14 protein-coding genes are annotated in these 18,174 nt (G+C 54.4%); 5 read left to right on the top strand and 9 right to left on the bottom strand.

What is annotated here, in order from left to right; all coding sequences use genetic code 11:
• Window positions 1-19 precede the first annotated feature (19 nt).
• Window positions 20-1,312 (top strand): ATP-dependent RNA helicase RhlB, encoded by a 1,293-nt coding sequence (gene rhlB / locus CKQ54_RS04230; protein WP_112290300.1) that lies wholly within the window; start codon window positions 20-22, stop codon window positions 1,310-1,312.
• A 6-nt stretch (window positions 1,313-1,318) separates the two neighbouring features.
• Window positions 1,319-2,809 (top strand): guanosine-5'-triphosphate,3'-diphosphate diphosphatase, encoded by a 1,491-nt coding sequence (gene gppA, locus CKQ54_RS04225; protein ID WP_120162808.1) that lies wholly within the window; start codon window positions 1,319-1,321, stop codon window positions 2,807-2,809.
• A gap of 99 nt (window positions 2,810-2,908) precedes the next feature.
• Here gppA and rep read toward each other — a convergent pair whose 3' ends face one another.
• Window positions 2,909-4,933 (bottom strand): DNA helicase Rep, encoded by a 2,025-nt coding sequence (rep, locus tag CKQ54_RS04220; RefSeq protein ID WP_120162809.1) that lies wholly within the window; start codon window positions 4,931-4,933, stop codon window positions 2,909-2,911.
• A 174-nt stretch (window positions 4,934-5,107) separates the two neighbouring features.
• On the opposite strand from rep, the gene ppiC reads away from it, so the two are divergent.
• On the top strand, window positions 5,108-5,389 hold the full coding sequence (gene ppiC / locus CKQ54_RS04215) for a peptidylprolyl isomerase PpiC (protein ID WP_015690589.1): 282 nt from the start codon (window positions 5,108-5,110) through the stop codon (window positions 5,387-5,389).
• Window positions 5,390-5,584: 195 nt separating this feature from the next.
• Here the strand turns inward: ppiC and ilvC are convergent, their stop codons facing one another.
• Window positions 5,585-7,060 (bottom strand): ketol-acid reductoisomerase, encoded by a 1,476-nt coding sequence (ilvC, locus tag CKQ54_RS04210; protein ID WP_056772344.1) that lies wholly within the window; start codon window positions 7,058-7,060, stop codon window positions 5,585-5,587.
• 186 nt (window positions 7,061-7,246) lie between these two features.
• Between ilvC and ilvY the strand changes: the two genes are divergently transcribed.
• Window positions 7,247-8,128, top strand: a complete 882-nt coding sequence (gene ilvY / locus CKQ54_RS04205) for an HTH-type transcriptional activator IlvY (RefSeq protein ID WP_112290295.1) — start codon at window positions 7,247-7,249, stop codon at window positions 8,126-8,128.
• 48 nt (window positions 8,129-8,176) lie between these two features.
• Here ilvY and ilvA read toward each other — a convergent pair whose 3' ends face one another.
• The 7 genes from ilvA to CKQ54_RS04170 all read right to left on the bottom strand — a co-directional run bounded on the left by ilvA (window position 8,177) and on the right by CKQ54_RS04170 (window position 16,271).
• Window positions 8,177-9,721, bottom strand: coding sequence for a threonine ammonia-lyase, biosynthetic (gene ilvA / locus CKQ54_RS04200; RefSeq protein WP_120162810.1), 1,545 nt, complete (start codon window positions 9,719-9,721; stop codon window positions 8,177-8,179).
• A 5-nt stretch (window positions 9,722-9,726) separates the two neighbouring features.
• Window positions 9,727-11,577, bottom strand: coding sequence for a dihydroxy-acid dehydratase (gene ilvD / locus CKQ54_RS04195; protein ID WP_112290317.1), 1,851 nt, complete (start codon window positions 11,575-11,577; stop codon window positions 9,727-9,729).
• Between the two features lie 203 nt (window positions 11,578-11,780).
• Window positions 11,781-12,710 carry a branched-chain amino acid transaminase gene (locus CKQ54_RS04190; RefSeq protein WP_101079475.1) on the bottom strand — a complete coding sequence of 310 codons (930 nt, stop codon included), beginning with the start codon at window positions 12,708-12,710 and terminating at the stop codon, window positions 11,781-11,783.
• 16 nt (window positions 12,711-12,726) lie between these two features.
• A complete protein-coding gene (ilvM, locus tag CKQ54_RS04185) occupies window positions 12,727-12,990 on the bottom strand; it encodes an acetolactate synthase 2 small subunit (RefSeq protein WP_013577547.1) in 264 nt (87 codons plus the stop codon).
• The gene (gene ilvG / locus CKQ54_RS04180) at window positions 12,987-14,651 is read right to left on the bottom strand and encodes an acetolactate synthase 2 catalytic subunit (RefSeq protein WP_120162811.1); all 1,665 of its coding nucleotides are present in this window, start codon (window positions 14,649-14,651) and stop codon (window positions 12,987-12,989) included. Before ilvG ends, ilvM begins: the two co-directional genes overlap by 4 nt.
• A 147-nt stretch (window positions 14,652-14,798) precedes the next feature.
• On the bottom strand, window positions 14,799-14,900 hold the full coding sequence (gene ilvL, locus CKQ54_RS04175) for an ilv operon leader peptide (RefSeq protein WP_015699153.1): 102 nt from the start codon (window positions 14,898-14,900) through the stop codon (window positions 14,799-14,801).
• 132 nt (window positions 14,901-15,032) lie between these two features.
• Window positions 15,033-16,271, bottom strand: coding sequence for an MFS transporter (locus CKQ54_RS04170; RefSeq protein WP_120162812.1), 1,239 nt, complete (start codon window positions 16,269-16,271; stop codon window positions 15,033-15,035).
• Window positions 16,272-16,637: 366 nt separating this feature from the next.
• Here CKQ54_RS04170 and CKQ54_RS04165 point away from each other — a divergent pair, with 366 nt between their 5' ends.
• Window positions 16,638-18,173 (top strand): YifB family Mg chelatase-like AAA ATPase, encoded by a 1,536-nt coding sequence (locus CKQ54_RS04165; protein WP_120162813.1) that lies wholly within the window; start codon window positions 16,638-16,640, stop codon window positions 18,171-18,173.
• Window position 18,174 lies beyond the last annotated feature (1 nt).

Genomic DNA, 18,174 nt, shown 5'->3' with positions numbered 1-18,174 from the left:
GCTGATATTCTACCACACTATGAGCAAAACACACTTGACCGAACAGAAGTTTTCCGACTTCGCCCTGCACCCGCTGGCAGTAGAAGCCCTTGAAAAGAAAGGGTTCCATTACTGCACGCCTATTCAGGCATTGGCATTGCCGATCACGCTCGCTGGGCGTGATGTTGCAGGTCAGGCGCAAACCGGTACCGGCAAGACGCTGGCTTTTCTAGCGTCTACTTTCCATTATCTGCTTTCTCACCCTGCTGCGGAAGGTCGTCAGACTAACCAGCCGCGTGCCTTGATCATGGCACCTACGCGTGAACTCGCGGTGCAGATCCATTCCGACGCCGAAGCATTATCTGAATCTACCGGACTGAAACTAGGTCTGGCCTATGGCGGCGACGGTTACGACAAACAGCTTAAAGTGCTGGAGAGCGGCGTGGACATCCTGATCGGAACCACTGGCCGTTTAATCGATTACACTAAACAGAACCATATCGACCTGGGCGCAATCCAGGTAGTGGTGCTGGATGAAGCAGACCGCATGTTCGATCTGGGCTTCATCAAAGATATCCGCTGGTTGTTCCGCCGGATGCCACCTGCTAATCAACGCCTGAACATGCTGTTCTCAGCAACCCTTTCCTATCGTGTGAAAGAACTGGCGTTCGAAAACATGAACAATGCCGAGTCGATTGAAATCGAACCGGAACAAAAAACCGGTCACCGTATTCAGGAAGAACTGTTCTATCCTTCAAACGAAGAAAAAATGCGCCTGTTACAGACGCTGATTGAAGAAGAATGGCCAGACCGTTGCATTATCTTCGCGAACACCAAACACCGCTGTGAAGACGTCTGGGGCCATCTGGCTGCCGATGGTCATCGCGTTGGCTTGCTGACCGGCGACGTTCCGCAGAAAAAACGTCTGCGCGTTCTGGAAGATTTCACCAAAGGCACGATCGATATTTTGGTGGCGACTGACGTTGCTGCCCGTGGTTTGCACATTCCTGCCGTAACGCACGTCTTTAACTATGACCTGCCTGACGACTGTGAAGACTACGTACACCGCATTGGCCGTACCGGTCGCGCGGGACTGAGCGGTCATTCCATCAGCCTGGCCTGTGAAGAATATGCCCTGAATCTGCCGGCGATTGAAACGTACACCGGCCACAGCATTCCGGTCAGTAAATATAACAGCGATGCGCTGTTAACTGATTTGCCTCCTGCAAAACGTCTTGCCCGCTCGCGTACCGGTAACGGCCCGCGTCGCAACAGCAATTCGTCTTCACGTCGCAGCAGTGCACCACGTAGCAACCGTAAACGTCCGGGCTGATAACCTATGCTAAGCTCCACCTCACTGTATGCAGCGATTGATCTGGGCTCTAACAGCTTTCACATGCTGGTTGTTCGTGAGGTGGCAGGCAGTATCCAGACCCTCGCCAGAATTAAGCGCAAAGTGCGTCTGGCAGCGGGTCTGGATAAGCAAAACCTGCTTTCTCAGGATGCGATGCAGCGCGGATGGCAATGCCTGAAGCTATTTTCTGAAAGATTGCAGGATATCCCCCGCGACCAAATCCGCGTCGTTGCTACCGCAACGCTGCGGCTTGCCAGTAATGCCGACGAATTTCTGGGTAAAGCGCAGGAAATCCTTGGCTGTCCGATTCAGGTCATCACCGGTGAAGAAGAAGCGCGTCTGATTTATCACGGCGTTGCCCATACGACGGGCGGCCCGGATAAACGTCTGGTTGTTGATATTGGTGGCGGCAGCACAGAACTGGTCACCGGTGTTGGCGCGCAGGCCACCACGCTGTTCAGTCTTTCCATGGGCTGTGTGACCTGGCTTGAGCGTTATTTTGCAGACCGCAATCTGGCCAAAGAAAACTTCGATCAGGCTGAACAGGCCGCGATCGACATGATCTTGCCTGTTTCACCTGAGCTGATTGCCAATGGCTGGCAGATTTGCGTCGGGGCTTCCGGAACCGTGCAGGCATTGCAGGAAATCATGGTCGCTCAGGGCATGGATGAACGCATCACGCTGCCTAAGCTTCAGCAACTCAAACAGCGCGCCATACAGTGCGGCAAACTGGAAGAGCTGGAGATTGAAGGCCTGACTCTTGAACGTGCGCTGGTTTTCCCCAGCGGACTGTCCATTCTGATCGCCATTTTCAAAACGCTGAACATCGAAACCATGACACTCGCTGGCGGCGCGCTGCGTGAAGGTCTGGTTTACGGCATGCTGCATTTGCCGATTGAACAGGATATCCGTCAGCGTACGCTGCGGAATCTGCAACGCCGTTACCTGCTCGATAATGAACAGGCCGAACGCGTCGCTCAGCTGGCAGAGAATTTCTCGCTGCAGGTGGCTCAGGAATGGAAACTGGATGCCCGCGCCCGTGACTTACTCAACAGTGCTTGCCTGATCCACGAAATCGGACTGAGTGTCGATTTCAAAAAAGCGCCGCATCACGCCGCGTATCTTATTCGTCATCTGGATTTGCCGGGCTTCACGCCTGCGCAGAAAAAGCTGCTGGCAACGCTTTTGCAAAATCAGAATGGCACGCTGGATTTGCCGCTGCTGAATGAGCAAAATGCCGTACCGCCGCGTCAGGCTCAGCGTCTTTGCCGCATTATGCGACTGGCGATTATCTTTGCCAGCCGCCGCCGCGACGACACATTGCCTGCGGTGCGTTTACGCGCCAATGATGATGAGCTGAGTGTGATTGTGCCGCAGGGCTGGCTGGAACAGCATCCGCTGCGCGCTGAAGAGTTAGAACAGGAAAGCCACTGGCAGAGTTATGTCCACTGGCCGATGTTTGTCGAAGAACAGTAAACGTTCATTTGAAAATCATGAAAAAAGCAGAGACCTGAGCGATCAGCCTCTGCTTTTTTTGTGGTTCATGTTTAAGATCTGATAATTAAAGTCTGACGACTAATTGCCGCCCCTGGCTTTCGCCAGCTGTTCGCGGATTTTCTCCAGATGGCTTTGCCCTTTCACCATGCGTTCCTGGGCGCTGACCACCTTACGTTCACTTTCCCACGCCAAATCGTCCTGCGGTAATTCCATCAGGAAGCGGCTCGGTTCCGGGCGGATCAGCTCACCGTACTGGCGGCGCTCGCGGCAGAGCGTAAACGTCAGCTCTTTTTGTGCACGGGTGATGCCCACGTACGCCAGACGCCGCTCTTCATCCACGTTATCTTCATCAATACTGCTCTGATGCGGTAACAGCCCTTCTTCCATGCCGACCAGATAGACATACGGGAACTCCAGCCCTTTTGAGGCGTGCAGCGTCATCAGCTGAACCTGATCCAGCTCTTCATCGTTCTCGCCACGTTCCATCATGTCGCGCAGCGTAAAGCGCGTGACCACCTGAGTGAGCGTCATCGGCTCATCCAGATCGGTGCCTTCCAGCATTTCTGTCATCCAGCTGAACAGCTGATTGACGTTTTTCATGCGCATTTCTGCCGCTTTCGGACTCGGCGAGGTTTCGAACAGCCAGCTTTCGTAATCAACGCCGTGGATCAAATCTCTGACGGCAGCGACCGGTTCACGTTCTGCCAGCTCGGAAATATTGCCCATCCAGTGCGTGAAACGTTGCAGGGATTCCAGGCCACGACCGGTCAGAGACTGACTCAGTCCCATATCAAAACTGGCTTTGAACAATCCTTTGTTGCGCTGATTTGCCCACTCCCCCAGTTTCTGCAACGTAGCCGCACCGATTTCACGGCGTGGCGTGTTAACGATACGCAGGAAAGCGCTGTCGTCATCGGGATTGGTCAGCACACGCAGATAGGCCAGCAGGTCTTTAATCTCCGGTCGGGAGAAGAAGGAAGTGCCGCCGGAAATACGGTACGGGATGCGGTTCTGCATCAGCATTTTTTCAAACAGGCGCGACTGGTGATTACCGCGGTATAAAATTGCGTAATCGCCATACGCTGTTTTATTGATGAAGTGATGAGCGATCAGCTCACCCACGACGCGTTCCGCCTCATGGTCTTCATTATTCGCTGTCACCACTTTCAGTGACTCGCCATAAGCCAGTTCAGAGAACAGACGCTTCTCGAACACATGCGGGTTATTGGCGATCAAAATGTTGGCGGCTTTCAGAATACGCTGCGTGGAACGGTAATTCTGTTCCAGCTTGATGACCTGCAACTGCGGGAAATCTTCTTTCAGCAGCACCAGGTTTTGCGGCCGTGCGCCACGCCAGGAGTAAATCGACTGGTCATCGTCGCCGACCACCGTAAAGCGTGCGCGGTTGCCGACCAGCAGTTTCACCATCATGTACTGGCTGGTGTTGGTGTCCTGATATTCATCGACCAGCAGATAACGCAGCTTGTTCTGCCAGCGTTCGCGCACTTCTTCATTTTTCTGCAACAGCAGCGTCGGCAACAGGATCAGGTCGTCGAAATCGAGAATATTACAGGCACGCATATGGTCGTGATAAAGGCTGTAGCAGTGCGCGAAGATCTGATCGCGTTCCGATCGCGCCAGACCGGCGGCATGGGAAGGATCAACCAGATCGTTTTTCCAGTTGGAGATCGTCGACACCAGTTGCTGCAATAACGTTTTATCGTTCTCCAGCCATTTCTCGCTCAGCTCTTTGAGCAGCGCCAGCTGGTCCTGATCATCAAATAAAGAGAAGTTAGATTTCATGCCCAGCGCGGCAAATTCGCGTTTGATGATCTCCAGCCCGAGCGTATGGAAGGTGGCAATCAGCAAGCCCCGCGCCTCTTTGCGCCCGAGGGTTTGTCCGACACGCTCTTTCATTTCGCGTGCGGCTTTATTGGTAAAGGTGACGGCCGCGATGTGACGTGCCTGATAACCACATTCACGGATCAGGTGTGCGATTTTATTGGTAATGACCCGGGTTTTGCCGGAGCCAGCCCCCGCCAGAACCAGGCAGGGTCCGGTGACGAATTCGACGGCGTTTTGTTGGCTGGGGTTTAATCGCATGGCGTATTTTTGCTCACCTGATAGACAAGGACGGCGATTGTAGCAGAAACGTCGGCTGAGATTGACTGGCTTTACAGCGCAATTCTTATCCCGGAACGCAGGCCGGATTCCCCACGCGCCGTTTCAGATGTTACATTACGCGTCTGGAAACACTCTCGCAAAAAAGGTCTTATCATGGCAAAAACTGCCGCAGCAATGCACATCCTGGTAAAGGAAGAAGCACAGGCGCTTGATCTTCTGGAACAACTGAAGAACGGTGGCGATTTTGAGAAACTGGCTAAGAAGCATTCTACCTGCCCGTCAGGTAAGAAAGGCGGCCATTTAGGTGAATTCAAGCAAGGCGCAATGGTGCCGGCTTTCGATAAAGTAGTTTTCTCAGCACCACTGATCGAGCCACAAGGCCCGCTGCACACTCAGTTCGGTTACCACATCATTAAGATTTTGTACCGCAACTAAGTTCTGCTTCAGCCAGAACCAAAAGAAAGGGCACCGCATTTTCATGCAGTGCCCTTTTTATTTATCTTCCGAAAACCCTAAATAATTCGAGTTGCAGGAAGGCGGCAAGTGAATGAACCCCGATGAGCTTACATAAGTAAGTGATTCGGGTGAACGAACGCAGCCAACGCCCCTGCGGCTTGAAGTATGACGGGTTTAACTGGCGACGGCGATACGCTTCATATCGGTCATATAGCCACGCAGAGTACGGCCGATAGACTCAATCGGGTGGTTGCGAATGGCTTCGTTAACATCACGCAGTTGCGCGTTATCAACCTGCGTTTCAGCCACAGATTTGCCCAAATCGCCCGCCTGCAGCGTGGTCATGAACTCTTTCAGCAACGGCACGGCAGCGTTAGCGAACAGGTAGTTACCGTATTCAGCGGTATCAGAGATAACCACGTTCATTTCGTACAGACGCTTACGCGCAACGGTGTTGGCGATCAGCGGCAGTTCGTGCAGTGATTCGTAGTAAGCCGATTCTTCGATGATGCCGGAAGCCACCATGGTTTCGAAGGCCAGCTCAACGCCCGCTTTCACCATCGCAATCATCACAACACCGTGGTCGAAGTATTCCTGCTCGGAAATTTTACCGTCGAACTGTGGTGCGTTTTCGAACGCAGTTGCGCCCGTTTCTTCACGCCAGGTCAGCAGGTTTTTGTCGTCGTTCGCCCAGTCAGCCATCATGCCGCTGGAGAATTCGCCGGAGATGATGTCGTCCATGTGTTTCTGGAACAGTGGCGCCATGATCTCTTTCAGTTGTTCAGACAGCGCATAAGCACGCAGTTTCGCCGGGTTAGACAGACGATCCATCATCAGCGTAATACCGCCTTGTTTCAGCGCTTCGGTGATGGTTTCCCAGCCGAACTGCAGCAGTTTTTCTGCGTACGCTTCATCAACACCGTCAGCAACCAGTTTGTCGAAGCACAGCAGAGAACCCGCCTGCAACATACCGCACAGGATAGTCTGCTCGCCCATCAGGTCAGATTTCACTTCGGCTACGAAAGAAGACTGCAGAACGCCCGCACGATGGCCGCCGGTGGCTGCTGCCCAGGCTTTAGCAATCGCCATGCCTTCGCCTTTCGGGTCGTTTTCCGGGTGAACCGCGATCAGGGTTGGTACACCGAAACCACGTTTGTATTCTTCACGCACTTCAGTGCCCGGGCATTTCGGCGCAACCATCACCACGGTGATGTCTTTACGGATTTGCTCGCCCACTTCAACGATGTTGAAACCATGGGAATAGCCCAGCGTTGCGCCGTCTTTCATCAGAGGCTGAACCGCTTTAACCACCGCGCTGTGCTGTTTGTCTGGCGTCAGGTTAACCACCAGATCCGCTTGCGGGATCAGTTCTTCGTAGGTGCCGACTTTAAAGCCGTTTTCGGTCGCTTTACGCCATGAAGCACGCTTCTCAGCAATGGCTTCTGCACGCAGGGTGTAAGACACATCCAGACCGGAATCACGCATGTTCAGACCCTGGTTCAGGCCCTGTGCGCCACAGCCTACAATCACCACTTTTTTACCTTTGAGATAGCTGGCTTCGTCCGCGAATTCATCGCGCCCCATGAAGCGGCATTTGCCCAGTTGCGCCAGCTGCTGACGCAGGTTCAGTGTGTTGAAATAGTTAGCCATGTGTTGCTCCGTTCTATCGAGGTAAGTGCTGTTATTTTTTGTTTCACCGGTGAGCTGGTGAACGCCGTGAATTCACTATATGTCATGTGACACATTGCTTAAATTGATATATTACGAAGATGACGTTGCAGATTATGCAATACTCTCAATCAGTCATCTTTAACGCCAAAGAGCCGGACATTCTTTATGGACTTACGTGATCTGAAACTGTTTTTACATCTGGCGGAAAGCCGCCATTTCGGGCGTTCGTCGAAGGCGATGCATGTCAGCCCGTCCACGTTATCGCGCCAGATCCAGCGGCTGGAGGAAGAACTCGGCCAGCCGTTATTTCAGCGAGATAACCGCACCGTACAACTGACAAGTGCAGGCGAACAACTCAAAAACTTTGCCCAGCAGACGCTGCTCCATTACCAGCAACTGCGCAGCGGGTTGGATCAGCATGGCCCGACGCTGAGCGGCGAACTGCACCTGTTCTGCTCAGTCACCGCCGCCTACAGCCATTTACCGCCGATCCTTGACCGTTTCCGTGCGCAGCATCCGCTGGTCGAAATCAAACTGACCACCGGCGACGCCGCGGATGCGGTTGAAAAAGTCCAGTCCACAGAAGCGGATCTGGCGATTGCAGGTCGTCCGGAAAGTTTACCGGGCAGCGTCGATTTCACGCAGATCGGCGAAATCCCGATGATCCTGATTTCCCCTTCGCTGCCTTGCGCGGTGCGTACACAAGTCAGCGAGCCACATCCGGACTGGTCACAAATTCCGTTCATCCTGCCGGAACACGGCCCGGCGCGAAAACGTATCGACATCTGGTTCAAACGTAACCGCCTGAGTAATCCGCAGATTTACGCCACGGTGTCCGGCCACGAAGCCATTGTGTCGATGGTCGCGCTCGGTTGCGGGATCGCGCTTATTCCGTCGGTGGTGGTCGATAACAGTCCGGAGCCGGTACGCAACCGTATTTCTGTTCTGGATAACGTCACGCTCGGCGCACCGCTGGAGCTGGGCGTCTGCGTGCAGAAAAAACGTCTGAACGAACCGCTGATCGACGCGTTCTGGCAGTTACTCTGAGCAATCGCCGGATAAAAAAAGGGGCACTTTTCAGGTGCCCCTCTGAGTCTAGCCCGCTAAGAAGAAGCGGAACGCCGGATTATCACTTTCGTTGTGACAGTCATAGCCCAGCGCCGACAGGTTCTGTTCGAACTCCGGCTCTTCTTCGTTCAGCTCAAACGCCGCCAGCACGCGACCAAAATCGGTGCCATGGCTGCGGTAATGGAACAGCGAAATATTCCAGTGCGTGCCCAGCGTGTGCAGGAATTTCAGCAAGGCACCCGGGGATTCCGGGAATTCAAAGCTGTAAAGCCGCTCGCGCAGAGGCTTGGTCGGACGCCCGCCCACCATGTAACGCACGTGAAGTTTCGCCATTTCATCGTCGGACAAATCCACAACCTGATAACCGTCGTGATTCAGTTCGTCGATGATTTCCTGACGCTCTGCATGCCCGCGCGTCAGACGCACACCCACAAAAATGCAGGCGTTGTCCGCATCGGCATAACGGTAGTTAAACTCCGTCACCGAACGGCCACCCAGCAGCTGACAGAATTTCAGGAAGCTGCCTTTGCGCTCAGGAATGGTCACCGCCAGCAGGGCTTCGCGTTGCTCGCCCAGCTCGCAGCGTTCTGATACATAACGCAGACCGTGGAAATTCACGTTTGCGCCGGAAAGCACATGCGCCAGACGCTCGCCCTGAATGTTGTGCTGCTGCACGTATTTCTTCAGTCCCGCCAGCGCCAGCGCGCCGGAAGGTTCAGCAATTGCACGGACGTCTTCGAACAAATCTTTCACTGCGGCGCAGATGGAATCGCTGTCGACAGTGATCACGTCATCGAGATATTCGCGACACAGACGGAAGGTTTCGTTGCCGATGCGCTTCACCGCCACGCCTTCTGCGAACAACCCGACACGCGCCAGATCCACCGGTTCACCGGCGTCCATTGCCGCGCGCAGACAGGCTGAATCTTCGGCTTCAACGCCGATCACCTGAATCTGCGGCATCAGCTGTTTGATAAGCACCGCCACACCGGCAGCCAGACCGCCACCACCGACGGGTACGAATACGCGATCGAGATGCGCATCCTGTTGCAGCAGTTCCATCGCCAGCGTGCCTTGTCCGGCGATCACCGCCGGATGGTCGAACGGTGGCACAAACGTCATGCCCTGTTCCTGCGACAGCGTAATCGCTTTGGCTTTTGCCTCATCGAAATTCGCGCCATGCAGCAGCACTTCGCCGCCAAAATTACGCACGGCATCCACTTTGATATCGGCTGTCGCCACCGGCATCACAATCAGAGATTTGATGCCTTTTTTGGTCGCCGACAATGCGACGCCCTGTGCGTGATTGCCCGCTGACGCCGTGACGACGCCGCGTGCGGCCTGCTCTTCGGTCAGGCTGGCAATCATCGAATACGCACCGCGCAGTTTAAAACTGTGGACGGCCTGACGATCCTCCCTCTTCACCAGAATGGTATTACCCAGCCGGGAAGAGATCTTTTCCATGACCTGCAAAGGCGTCACCTGCGCGACTTCATAAACCGGCGCACGCAGCACGGCACGCAGATATTCTGCGCCGCACGGCTGGTCGGGTAGAGGTTGTGATACCGCCATGACTGTCAGCCTCCCAGCTTAGACTTGTCGCGTACTGCGCCTTTGTCCGCGCTGGTTGCCAGCAATGCGTAAGCACGCAGCGCCAGAGAAACCACACGTTCACGGTTTTTCGGCGTCCAGGCTTTGTCGCCACGCGCCAGTTCGGCTTCGTGACGCGCTGCCAGTTCCGCCGCAGGAACGTCCAGCACCATTTTGCGGTTTGGAATATCGATGTCGATGATGTCGCCATCCTCCACCAGCGCAATCAGGCCGCCGCTGCCCGCTTCCGGAGAAACGTGGCCGATGGACAGACCGGAGGTACCGCCGGAGAAACGACCGTCGGTGATCAGCGCACACTCTTTGCCCAGACCCATGGATTTCAGATAGGTGGTCGGATACAGCATTTCCTGCATCCCCGGCCCGCCTTTCGGCCCTTCGTAACGGATAACTACCACATCGCCGGAAACCACTTTGCCGCCGAGGATCGCGGAAACGGCATCATCCTGGCTTTCGTAAACTTTGGCCGGACCACGGAAAGTCAGGTTGGATTCATCCACGCCTGCGGTTTTAACGATGCTGCCCGCTTCGGCGATGTTGCCGTAAAGCACGGCCAGACCGCCGTCTTTGCTGAAGGCATGTTCCAGAGAACGGATACAACCTTCGGCGCGGTCGTCATCGAGCGTATCCCAGCGGCAATCCTGTGAGAACGCCTGGGTAGTACGGATACCTGCCGGACCGGCGCGGAACATTTTTTTCACCGCTTCGTCTTTGGTCAGCATGATGTCGTACTGATCCAGCGTCTGGTTCAGGGTCAGGCCAAGAATGTTTTTCACGTCGCGGTTCAGAAGATTGGCGCGATCCAGTTCGCCCAGAATAGCCAGCACGCCACCGGCCCGGTGAACGTCTTCCATGTGGTATTTCTGTGTGCTCGGCGCAACTTTACACAGGTGCGGGACTTTGCGTGACAGACGGTCGATGTCGGTCATGTCGAAGTCGATTTCGCCTTCCTGCGCGGCAGCCAGCAGGTGAAGAACGGTGTTAGTCGAGCCGCCCATCGCGATATCCAGGATCATGGCGTTTTCGAATGCGGCTTTGCTGGCGATGTTGCGCGGCAATGCGCTTTCATCGTCTTTTTCGTAATAACGTTTGGTCAGCTCAACGATACGGCGACCGGCGTTCAGGAACAAATCCCGGCGATCGGCGTGCGTTGCCAGCAATGAACCGTTGCCCGGCTGAGACAGACCCAGCGCTTCGGTCAGACAGTTCATCGAGTTGGCAGTAAACATACCGGAACAGGAACCGCAGGTCGGACAGGCAGAACGCTCGATTTGTTCGCTGTCGGCATCGCTGACGTTCGGGTTTGCGCCCTGAATCATTGCATCGACCAGGTCGAGTTTGATGATTTTGTCTGACAGTTTGGTTTTACCGGCTTCCATCGGACCGCCGGAAACAAAGATCACCGGAATGTTCAGGCGCAGTGAGGCCATCAGCATTCCCGGGGTGATTTTGTCGCAGTTGGAAATACAGACCATGGCATCGGCGCAGTGCGCGTTAACCATGTATTCCACGGAGTCCGCGATCAGCTCGCGAGAAGGCAGTGAATACAGCATGCCGCCATGACCCATGGCGATCCCGTCATCCACGGCGATAGTGTTGAACTCTTTCGCCACGCCGCCGGATGCTTCGATTTGCTCGGCAACCAGTTTACCCAGATCGCGCAAATGCACGTGGCCCGGTACGAACTGGGTGAATGAGTTGACGACGGCAATAATCGGTTTGCCGAAATCGTTATCCGTCATGCCGGTGGCACGCCATAAAGCGCGGGCGCCAGCCATGTTGCGGCCATGTGTCGTGGTGTGGGAACGGTACTTAGGCATGCTCTGTTCACTCCAAATCATTTCTGTTTAGCAGGCAGCGATATCGCTGCCTGCTGAATTTCTAATTTATCCTCATCATTACCCTAAATCATTCGGGTTGCAGCAAGGCGGCAACTGAATGAATCCCCGGGAGCTTACTCAGGTAAGTGACCGGGGTGAATAAAGGCAGCCAACGCAGAAGCAGCCTGAAGGATGACGGGTAATTACTGTGGGTTGATTGGATCCAACCAACCCCATTTATCTTCGGTTTTGCCGGTGAACAGGCCGAAGAACGCATCCTGAATTTGTTTGGTGACCGGACCACGTTTGCCGATGCCGACCTGAATGCCGTCGACGCTGCGAACTGGCGTGATTTCTGCGGCAGTACCGGACATGAAGACTTCGTCAGCCAGATACAGGGATTCACGGGACAGAACTTGTTCACGAACTTCCAGTCCCATGTCTTTCGCCAGTTTAATAATCGCGTCACGGGTGATACCCGGCAGGGCGGAAGAGGTGAACGGAGGTGTAAACAGAATGCCGTCTTTCACTTCAAACAGGTTTTCGCCTGCGCCTTCAGAGACATAACCGTGAACGTCCAGCGCGATACCTTCCTGATAACCGTGGCGACGTGCTTCGCTGCCGACCAGCAATGAGGACAGGTAGTTACCACCGGCTTTCGCGGCAGTTGGAATGGTGTTGGCGGCAACGCGGTTCCAGGAAGACACCATCGCGTCGATACCCTGTTCCAGCGCTTCTTCACCCAGATACGCGCCCCACGGGAAAGCGGCGATGATCACGTCAGTTTTGTAGCCGTCCGGCGGGTTAACGCCCATACCCACATCGCCGACAAAGACCAGCGGACGAATATACGCGCTGACCAGATTATTTTTGCGCAGAGTCTCGCGGCAAGCTTCCATCAGCTCATCCACGCTCTGGGAAACCGGCATACGGTAGATTTTTGCGGAATCGCGCAGACGCTGCATGTGTTCACGGTGACGGAATACGACCGGGCCTTTATGGGAGTCGTAGCAACGCACGCCTTCAAATACGGACGTGCCGTAATGCAGTGCGTGTGACATGACGTGAACCTTCGCTTCTGCCCACGGAACCATCTCGCCATTGAACCAAATGTAATCAGCTTTCTTCGTCATTCTTTCGTTCCTTTACTCACGCATTCGCGCGTATTTGTTGTGATGTATGTTGCTGGATCTCGACACAAGCGACATCCATAAGTTTGCGTAACTGTGATGACAGTAAATCTACCGGGCGCTGGCTGGCAACGGTCAATTCGATATTTATGTTTTCCGCATTGACCATCGGGGTCATGTTCATCGCGCACACCTGGAAACCACGGTGGCGGACAACGCGTAATACGCGTTCTAACATTTCAGGGCGGAAACGGGCCTGGATTGAGACGTTATGCTGCATCATGACATTTTCTCCAACATGGTTTCGTTGCCTGCGCCCGGTGGAACCAGCGGCCAGACATTCTCATTTTCGTCGATGGAAACCTGAAGCAAATACGGACCTTCGCTATTGAAGAACGCGTCCAGAGCGGCATCGACTTGGTCTTTACGGTGGATACGCTGGCCGGGGATGTTGAATGCGCTGGCCAGCGTGACAAAATCGGGATTATCAGAAAGGTTGGTTTCACTGAAGCGTCCGTCAAAGAACAGTTCCTGCCACTGTCGGACCATCCCTAAACGCTGGTTATCCAGCAGCAGGATTTTGACGGGCAACTGTTTTCGTTTGATGGTGCCCAGCTCCTGAACGTTCATCATGAACGAGCCGTCGCCGGAAACGCAGATCACCATGTCGTCCGGACGGGCAACCTGTGCACCGACGGCCGCCGGAACGCCAAAGCCCATCGTGCCCAGACCACTGGAGGTGATGAAGTTTTCCGGGCGGCTGAACTGCATGTGCTGCGCGGTCCACATCTGATGCTGACCGACGTCGGTGGTCACGACGGTATTTTCAGATTTACGATCAGAGATTTGTTTCAGTAACAGCGGCGCATAAATCGCTTCGCCCGGATGGTCGTAGCGCCATTCGCCCTGCGCTTTCAGCGTCATCACTTCGTCACGCCATGCGCTGATATTCAGCGGCTGGCCGTTCTTAGAAGATGAGTAAAGCGCAGGTAACAGAGCATTCAGATCGCCCTGCAACGCTACGTGCGCCTGACGCAGTTTGTTCAGTTCGGCCGGGTCGATATCCATATGGATAACGGCCGCGTTTGGCGCAAAGGTGTTCAGCTTGCCGGTCACCCGGTCATCAAAACGCGCACCGACGGCAATCAGTAAATCGCAGGACTGAACCGCCAGATTAGCGGCTTTGGTGCCGTGCATACCCAGCATTCCCAGATAGCACGGGTCAGTGGCATCCGGTGCGCCCAGCCCTTTCAGCGTGGCGACGGCCGGGATACCGGTTGCTGAGATGAATTCACGTAAGGCCGGAACTGCCTGCGCCATCCCCACGCCGCCGCCGACGTAGACCATCGGTTTTTGCGCCGCAGCGATCATCGCGCTGGCCTGTTGCAGTTCAGCCATCGGATGCGGGAAGGTTTCTTCCACAGCCAGCAGGTGTGGCGGCAATTCTCCGGTCGCCAGCTGGATATCTTTCGGGATGTCGATCAGAACCGGCCCCGGACGCCCTGAAGTGGCGATAGCAAAAGCTTCCGCCATGATTTCCGGCAATGCGTCCAGCGATTCAACCAGGAAGCTGTGTTTGGTGCAGGCCAGAGATAAACCTAAAACGTCGATCTCCTGGAAAGCATCGGTACCAATGAATGCGGAGCCAACCTGACCGGTGATAGCCACCAGCGGAACAGAATCTAACAGCGCGTCGGCCAGACCGGTGATGAGGTTGGTCGCGCCAGGACCGGAAGTGGCGATACAGACGCCAACTTTCCCGGTTGAACGGGCATAGCCGATAGCAGCCATTGCGGCGCCCTGCTCGTGCCGGCACAACAGGTGTTCCACGCCGCCGTCATACAATGCATCGTATACCGGCATGATTGCCCCGCCAGGATATCCAAATACTGTATTTACACCCTGCGCACGCAACGCTTGTACTACCCACTGTGCTCCGTTCATCCTTATTCTCCTGCCTTTTTGCGACAAGTGCAGAATATTATGCTGTTGCTCATTTTCCGACCCCGCTTCACTGTTCTCTGAAATTCCTGACCCAAAAAAAAACCCCGGACCTTTCGGTGCGGGGTTTCTTTTCAGGTTCAGGCTTGTTTAATAAGCCTTTCTTCGTCCAAGTGCAGCCCCGCACGGTGGGATAATAATCACCACCACGCTAATCACGACTAGGCTAACTACGAGGAGAAGGGCTTTCATTTTTAGGTTTCTATAATTCATATTGCGAACGATTGCCTACAGAGTTATCACAGTCAGCTATTTAATGACAACATTTTTCTTGCGTTATTATTTGCAGCCCGTTGCACAATTCGCAGGAAATCGTCTGATAAATCAAACCTTAGCGCGATCATTAACCTTCTGATTATTTATTGCTCCGGCAATGGCTTTTCCGCGGGTATCCCGGCCAAATGCCACCAGAACCGAAATCAGAATGGCAACAGTACCGGCCACTATCGCCATTGCCAGTCCATAATTGTGTCCATGGCTTTCGGCAATGTAGGCCTGAAGCGTCGCATTAACTGAAGCAATCAGGTTGCCGAGCTGGTAAACGAATCCCGGCAGAACCGCACGGGTATTGGCGGGCACCAGTTCTGTCAGATAAGTCGGCACCACGCCCCATGCGCCCTGCACCATAAACTGCATCAGAAACGCCCCGAGTCCCAGCATCCACGAACCGCCGGAAAATGCCCATAAAGGAATGACCGGGAGTGAAAGCAGTGCGGCAATAATAATCGCCTTCTTGCGACCAATCTTTTCAGAAAGCGAGCCGAAGAAGATCCCGCCGATAATTGACGCGATATTGTAGCTTATGGCGATTAAACTGACGGTATGTGCATCGAAGCCGTGCTGAACTTTCAGGAAGGTCGGGTAGAGATCTTGCGTACCGTGACTGAAGAAATTAAAGCCCGCCATCAGCACCACCAGATAGACACACAGCTTCCAGTTTTTCTTCAGCACCGGCATCAGAGCTGTGCTTTCATTGCGTTCCCGCGCTGCCAGCCAGACCGGTGATTCCTGCACTTTGAACCAGATAAATGGCAGCAGGAAAATCGGCACCGCACCAATCACAAACATTCCGCGCCAGCCCACCACATCAAACAATAAGCCGTACACCACGGCGGCCAGCAAATAACCAAAGGGATAACCTGCCTGGAAAATCCCCGACATCATGCCGCGTGAACGGTCAGGAATGGTTTCCATCGCCAGCGAAGAGGCCACGCCCCAGACACCGCCCATCGCAATGCCGTAAATGACGCGAAGGATCAGGAATACGGTCAACGAAGGCGCCGCCGCAGTACACAGTTCGAAGAATGAAAACAGCGCGATGTTGACCATCAGAACCGGCTTGCGCCCGTATTTCTCCGCAGCACGCCCGAACAGCAGCGCACCGATTGGCCGCACGGCCAGCGTCAGCAGGATAGCCAGCGTGACCTGTTTGATATCCACCTGAAACGCCGTGGCAATATCACTGAGCAGGAAGACCAGAACGAAGAAGTCAAAAGCATCGAGAGTCCAGCTCAGAAAACTGGCGATGGCAACGTTACGCTGCCGAGAAGTCCAACCAAACATGGGTGTATCCCTATTCCGGAATAGCTGTAGGTTATGCGCTCACCGGGACGTTCCGGAAAACCCTCAGTAAGGCCGCGAGATGTTAATCAATGATTCGTATTTGTTTATTTATTGTTAAATACAATTAAATTAAACACCTCAGCCTGTATAACCAGCAACTTAATTAGCGGGCTAATTTGTTTCCGAACACATCAAACTGTTAATGAGTATTGCTGCGGTTGCGATACGCTTCGCATCTGTCTGTGTTAACCCACTGACTTACAAAATATTTATCCGCGATGGTACGCATCGTGCAAATCTTCTCCCCGCAAGTGTTTCAGGCTCAGGCATGCTGGCCCCAGGAAATCTCACAGCAAAGGAAAAAGCATGTCATTAGCCGTGGTGTATACCCGCGCCTCACTGGGTGTTCAGGCGCCCGGCGTCTCGGTTGAGGTACATATCAGCAACGGTTTACCGGCTCTGACGCTGGTCGGTTTACCGGAAACCACCGTCAAAGAGGCCAGAGACAGGGTTCGCAGCGCCATCATCAACTGCGGATTCACCTTTCCGGCAAAACGCATCACCGTGAATCTTGCCCCAGCCGATTTGCCGAAAGAAGGTGGCCGCTATGATTTATCCATTGCGCTGGCGATTCTGGTGGCCTCAGAGCAGCTTCAGGGGGATAAGCTTGAGGAGTACGAGTTTGTGGGCGAACTCGGGCTTTCCGGTGCGCTACGCAGCGTAAATGGCGCGATACCGGCGGCACTTGAGGCGCAGAAAGCAGGCCGGATATTGATCCTGCCGCAAAGTAATCAAACGGAAATGACGCTGCTCGATCCCGGTGTCGCGCGGGTGGCTGGGCACTTATTGCAGGTCTGCGCTTTTTTGCAGGGCGAAGATAATTTGCCAGCCATCGAATTTCCCGTTCACCCGCCCATTCCGGCACATCAGCCTGACATTTCAGACATCATCGGGCAGGAACAATCCAAGCGCGCACTGGAGGTCGCAGCGGCAGGCGGCCATAACTTATTGCTGATAGGACCGCCGGGCACCGGAAAAACCATGCTGGCGAGCCGGTTGCCGGGATTGTTGCCACCGCTGACCAATGAGGAAAAGTTAGAAACCGCAGCTATCGCCAGTCTGGTGTATAACCCGGAGGAAGACGGCGGTTTTTCACGCGTGCGTCCATTTCGGGCACCGCATCACAGCACGTCGATGAGTGCGCTGGTCGGGGGTGGCTCGCTGCCCAGACCGGGGGAAATATCCCTGGCTCATAACGGCGTATTGTTTCTCGACGAACTGCCTGAATTTCAGCGGCAGGTTCTGGATGCCTTGCGCCAGCCGATGGAATCCGGCGAAATCACCATTTCCCGCGCACGGGCGAAAGTCCGCTATCCGGCAAGAGCGCAGCTGATTGCAGCGATGAATCCCAGCCCGACCGGACATTATCAGGGCATCCACAACCGCACGCCGCCACAGCAGGTTTTACGCTATCTGAGCCGGCTTTCCGGGCCTTTCCTCGACCGGTTCGATCTGTCGATTGAAGTCCCGCTCCTGCCGCCCGGTATTTTGAGTCAGCAAAACCATACGCCTGTTCTGAGGGAAAACAGCGCACAAGTGCGGGAACGGGTACTGAACGCCAGAGAAATTCAGTTAAACCGCGCGGGGAAAATCAATGCGCATCTGAGCAGCAGCGAAGTGGAAACGTATTGTGTGTTAACCAAAGCAGACGCAGAGTTCCTGGAAGAGGTACTGCATAAGCTGGGTTTATCGGTCAGAGCCTGGCATCGCATTCTGAAAGTCGCGAGAACATTGGCTGATTTGGGGAGTGTTGAGGGGATTGAACGACGGCATATTGCTGAGGCGCTAAGCTATCGCAGCATGGATAGGCTATTGTTAACTCTGCATAAGAGTCTGGTATAAA

Source organism: Rahnella variigena, assembly GCF_003610915.1.
Classification (GTDB): Bacteria; Pseudomonadota; Gammaproteobacteria; order Enterobacterales; family Enterobacteriaceae; genus Rahnella; species Rahnella variigena.
The sequence above is the reverse complement of the archived record's forward strand: the minus strand, read 5'-3'. Positions and strand labels throughout refer to the sequence as shown.

What these genes read in the sequence shown, in the direction of transcription:
- CKQ54_RS04165 (WP_120162813.1), top strand. Translation starts at nt 16,638, where the DNA reads ATGTCATTAGCCGTGGTGTATACCCGCGCCTCACTGGGTGTTCAGGCG.
- ilvL (WP_015699153.1), bottom strand. Translation starts at nt 14,900, where the DNA reads ATGAAAGCCCTTCTCCTCGTAGTTAGCCTAGTCGTGATTAGCGTGGTG.
- ilvA (WP_120162810.1), bottom strand. Translation starts at nt 9,721, where the DNA reads ATGGCGGTATCACAACCTCTACCCGACCAGCCGTGCGGCGCAGAATAT.
- ilvC (WP_056772344.1), bottom strand. Translation starts at nt 7,060, where the DNA reads ATGGCTAACTATTTCAACACACTGAACCTGCGTCAGCAGCTGGCGCAA.
- ppiC (WP_015690589.1), top strand. Translation starts at nt 5,108, where the DNA reads ATGGCAAAAACTGCCGCAGCAATGCACATCCTGGTAAAGGAAGAAGCA.
- ilvD (WP_112290317.1), bottom strand. Translation starts at nt 11,577, where the DNA reads ATGCCTAAGTACCGTTCCCACACCACGACACATGGCCGCAACATGGCT.
- rhlB (WP_112290300.1), top strand. Translation starts at nt 20, where the DNA reads ATGAGCAAAACACACTTGACCGAACAGAAGTTTTCCGACTTCGCCCTG.
- CKQ54_RS04170 (WP_120162812.1), bottom strand. Translation starts at nt 16,271, where the DNA reads ATGTTTGGTTGGACTTCTCGGCAGCGTAACGTTGCCATCGCCAGTTTT.
- ilvG (WP_120162811.1), bottom strand. Translation starts at nt 14,651, where the DNA reads ATGAACGGAGCACAGTGGGTAGTACAAGCGTTGCGTGCGCAGGGTGTA.
- rep (WP_120162809.1), bottom strand. Translation starts at nt 4,933, where the DNA reads ATGCGATTAAACCCCAGCCAACAAAACGCCGTCGAATTCGTCACCGGA.
- ilvM (WP_013577547.1), bottom strand. Translation starts at nt 12,990, where the DNA reads ATGATGCAGCATAACGTCTCAATCCAGGCCCGTTTCCGCCCTGAAATG.
- gppA (WP_120162808.1), top strand. Translation starts at nt 1,319, where the DNA reads ATGCTAAGCTCCACCTCACTGTATGCAGCGATTGATCTGGGCTCTAAC.
- CKQ54_RS04190 (WP_101079475.1), bottom strand. Translation starts at nt 12,710, where the DNA reads ATGACGAAGAAAGCTGATTACATTTGGTTCAATGGCGAGATGGTTCCG.
- ilvY (WP_112290295.1), top strand. Translation starts at nt 7,247, where the DNA reads ATGGACTTACGTGATCTGAAACTGTTTTTACATCTGGCGGAAAGCCGC.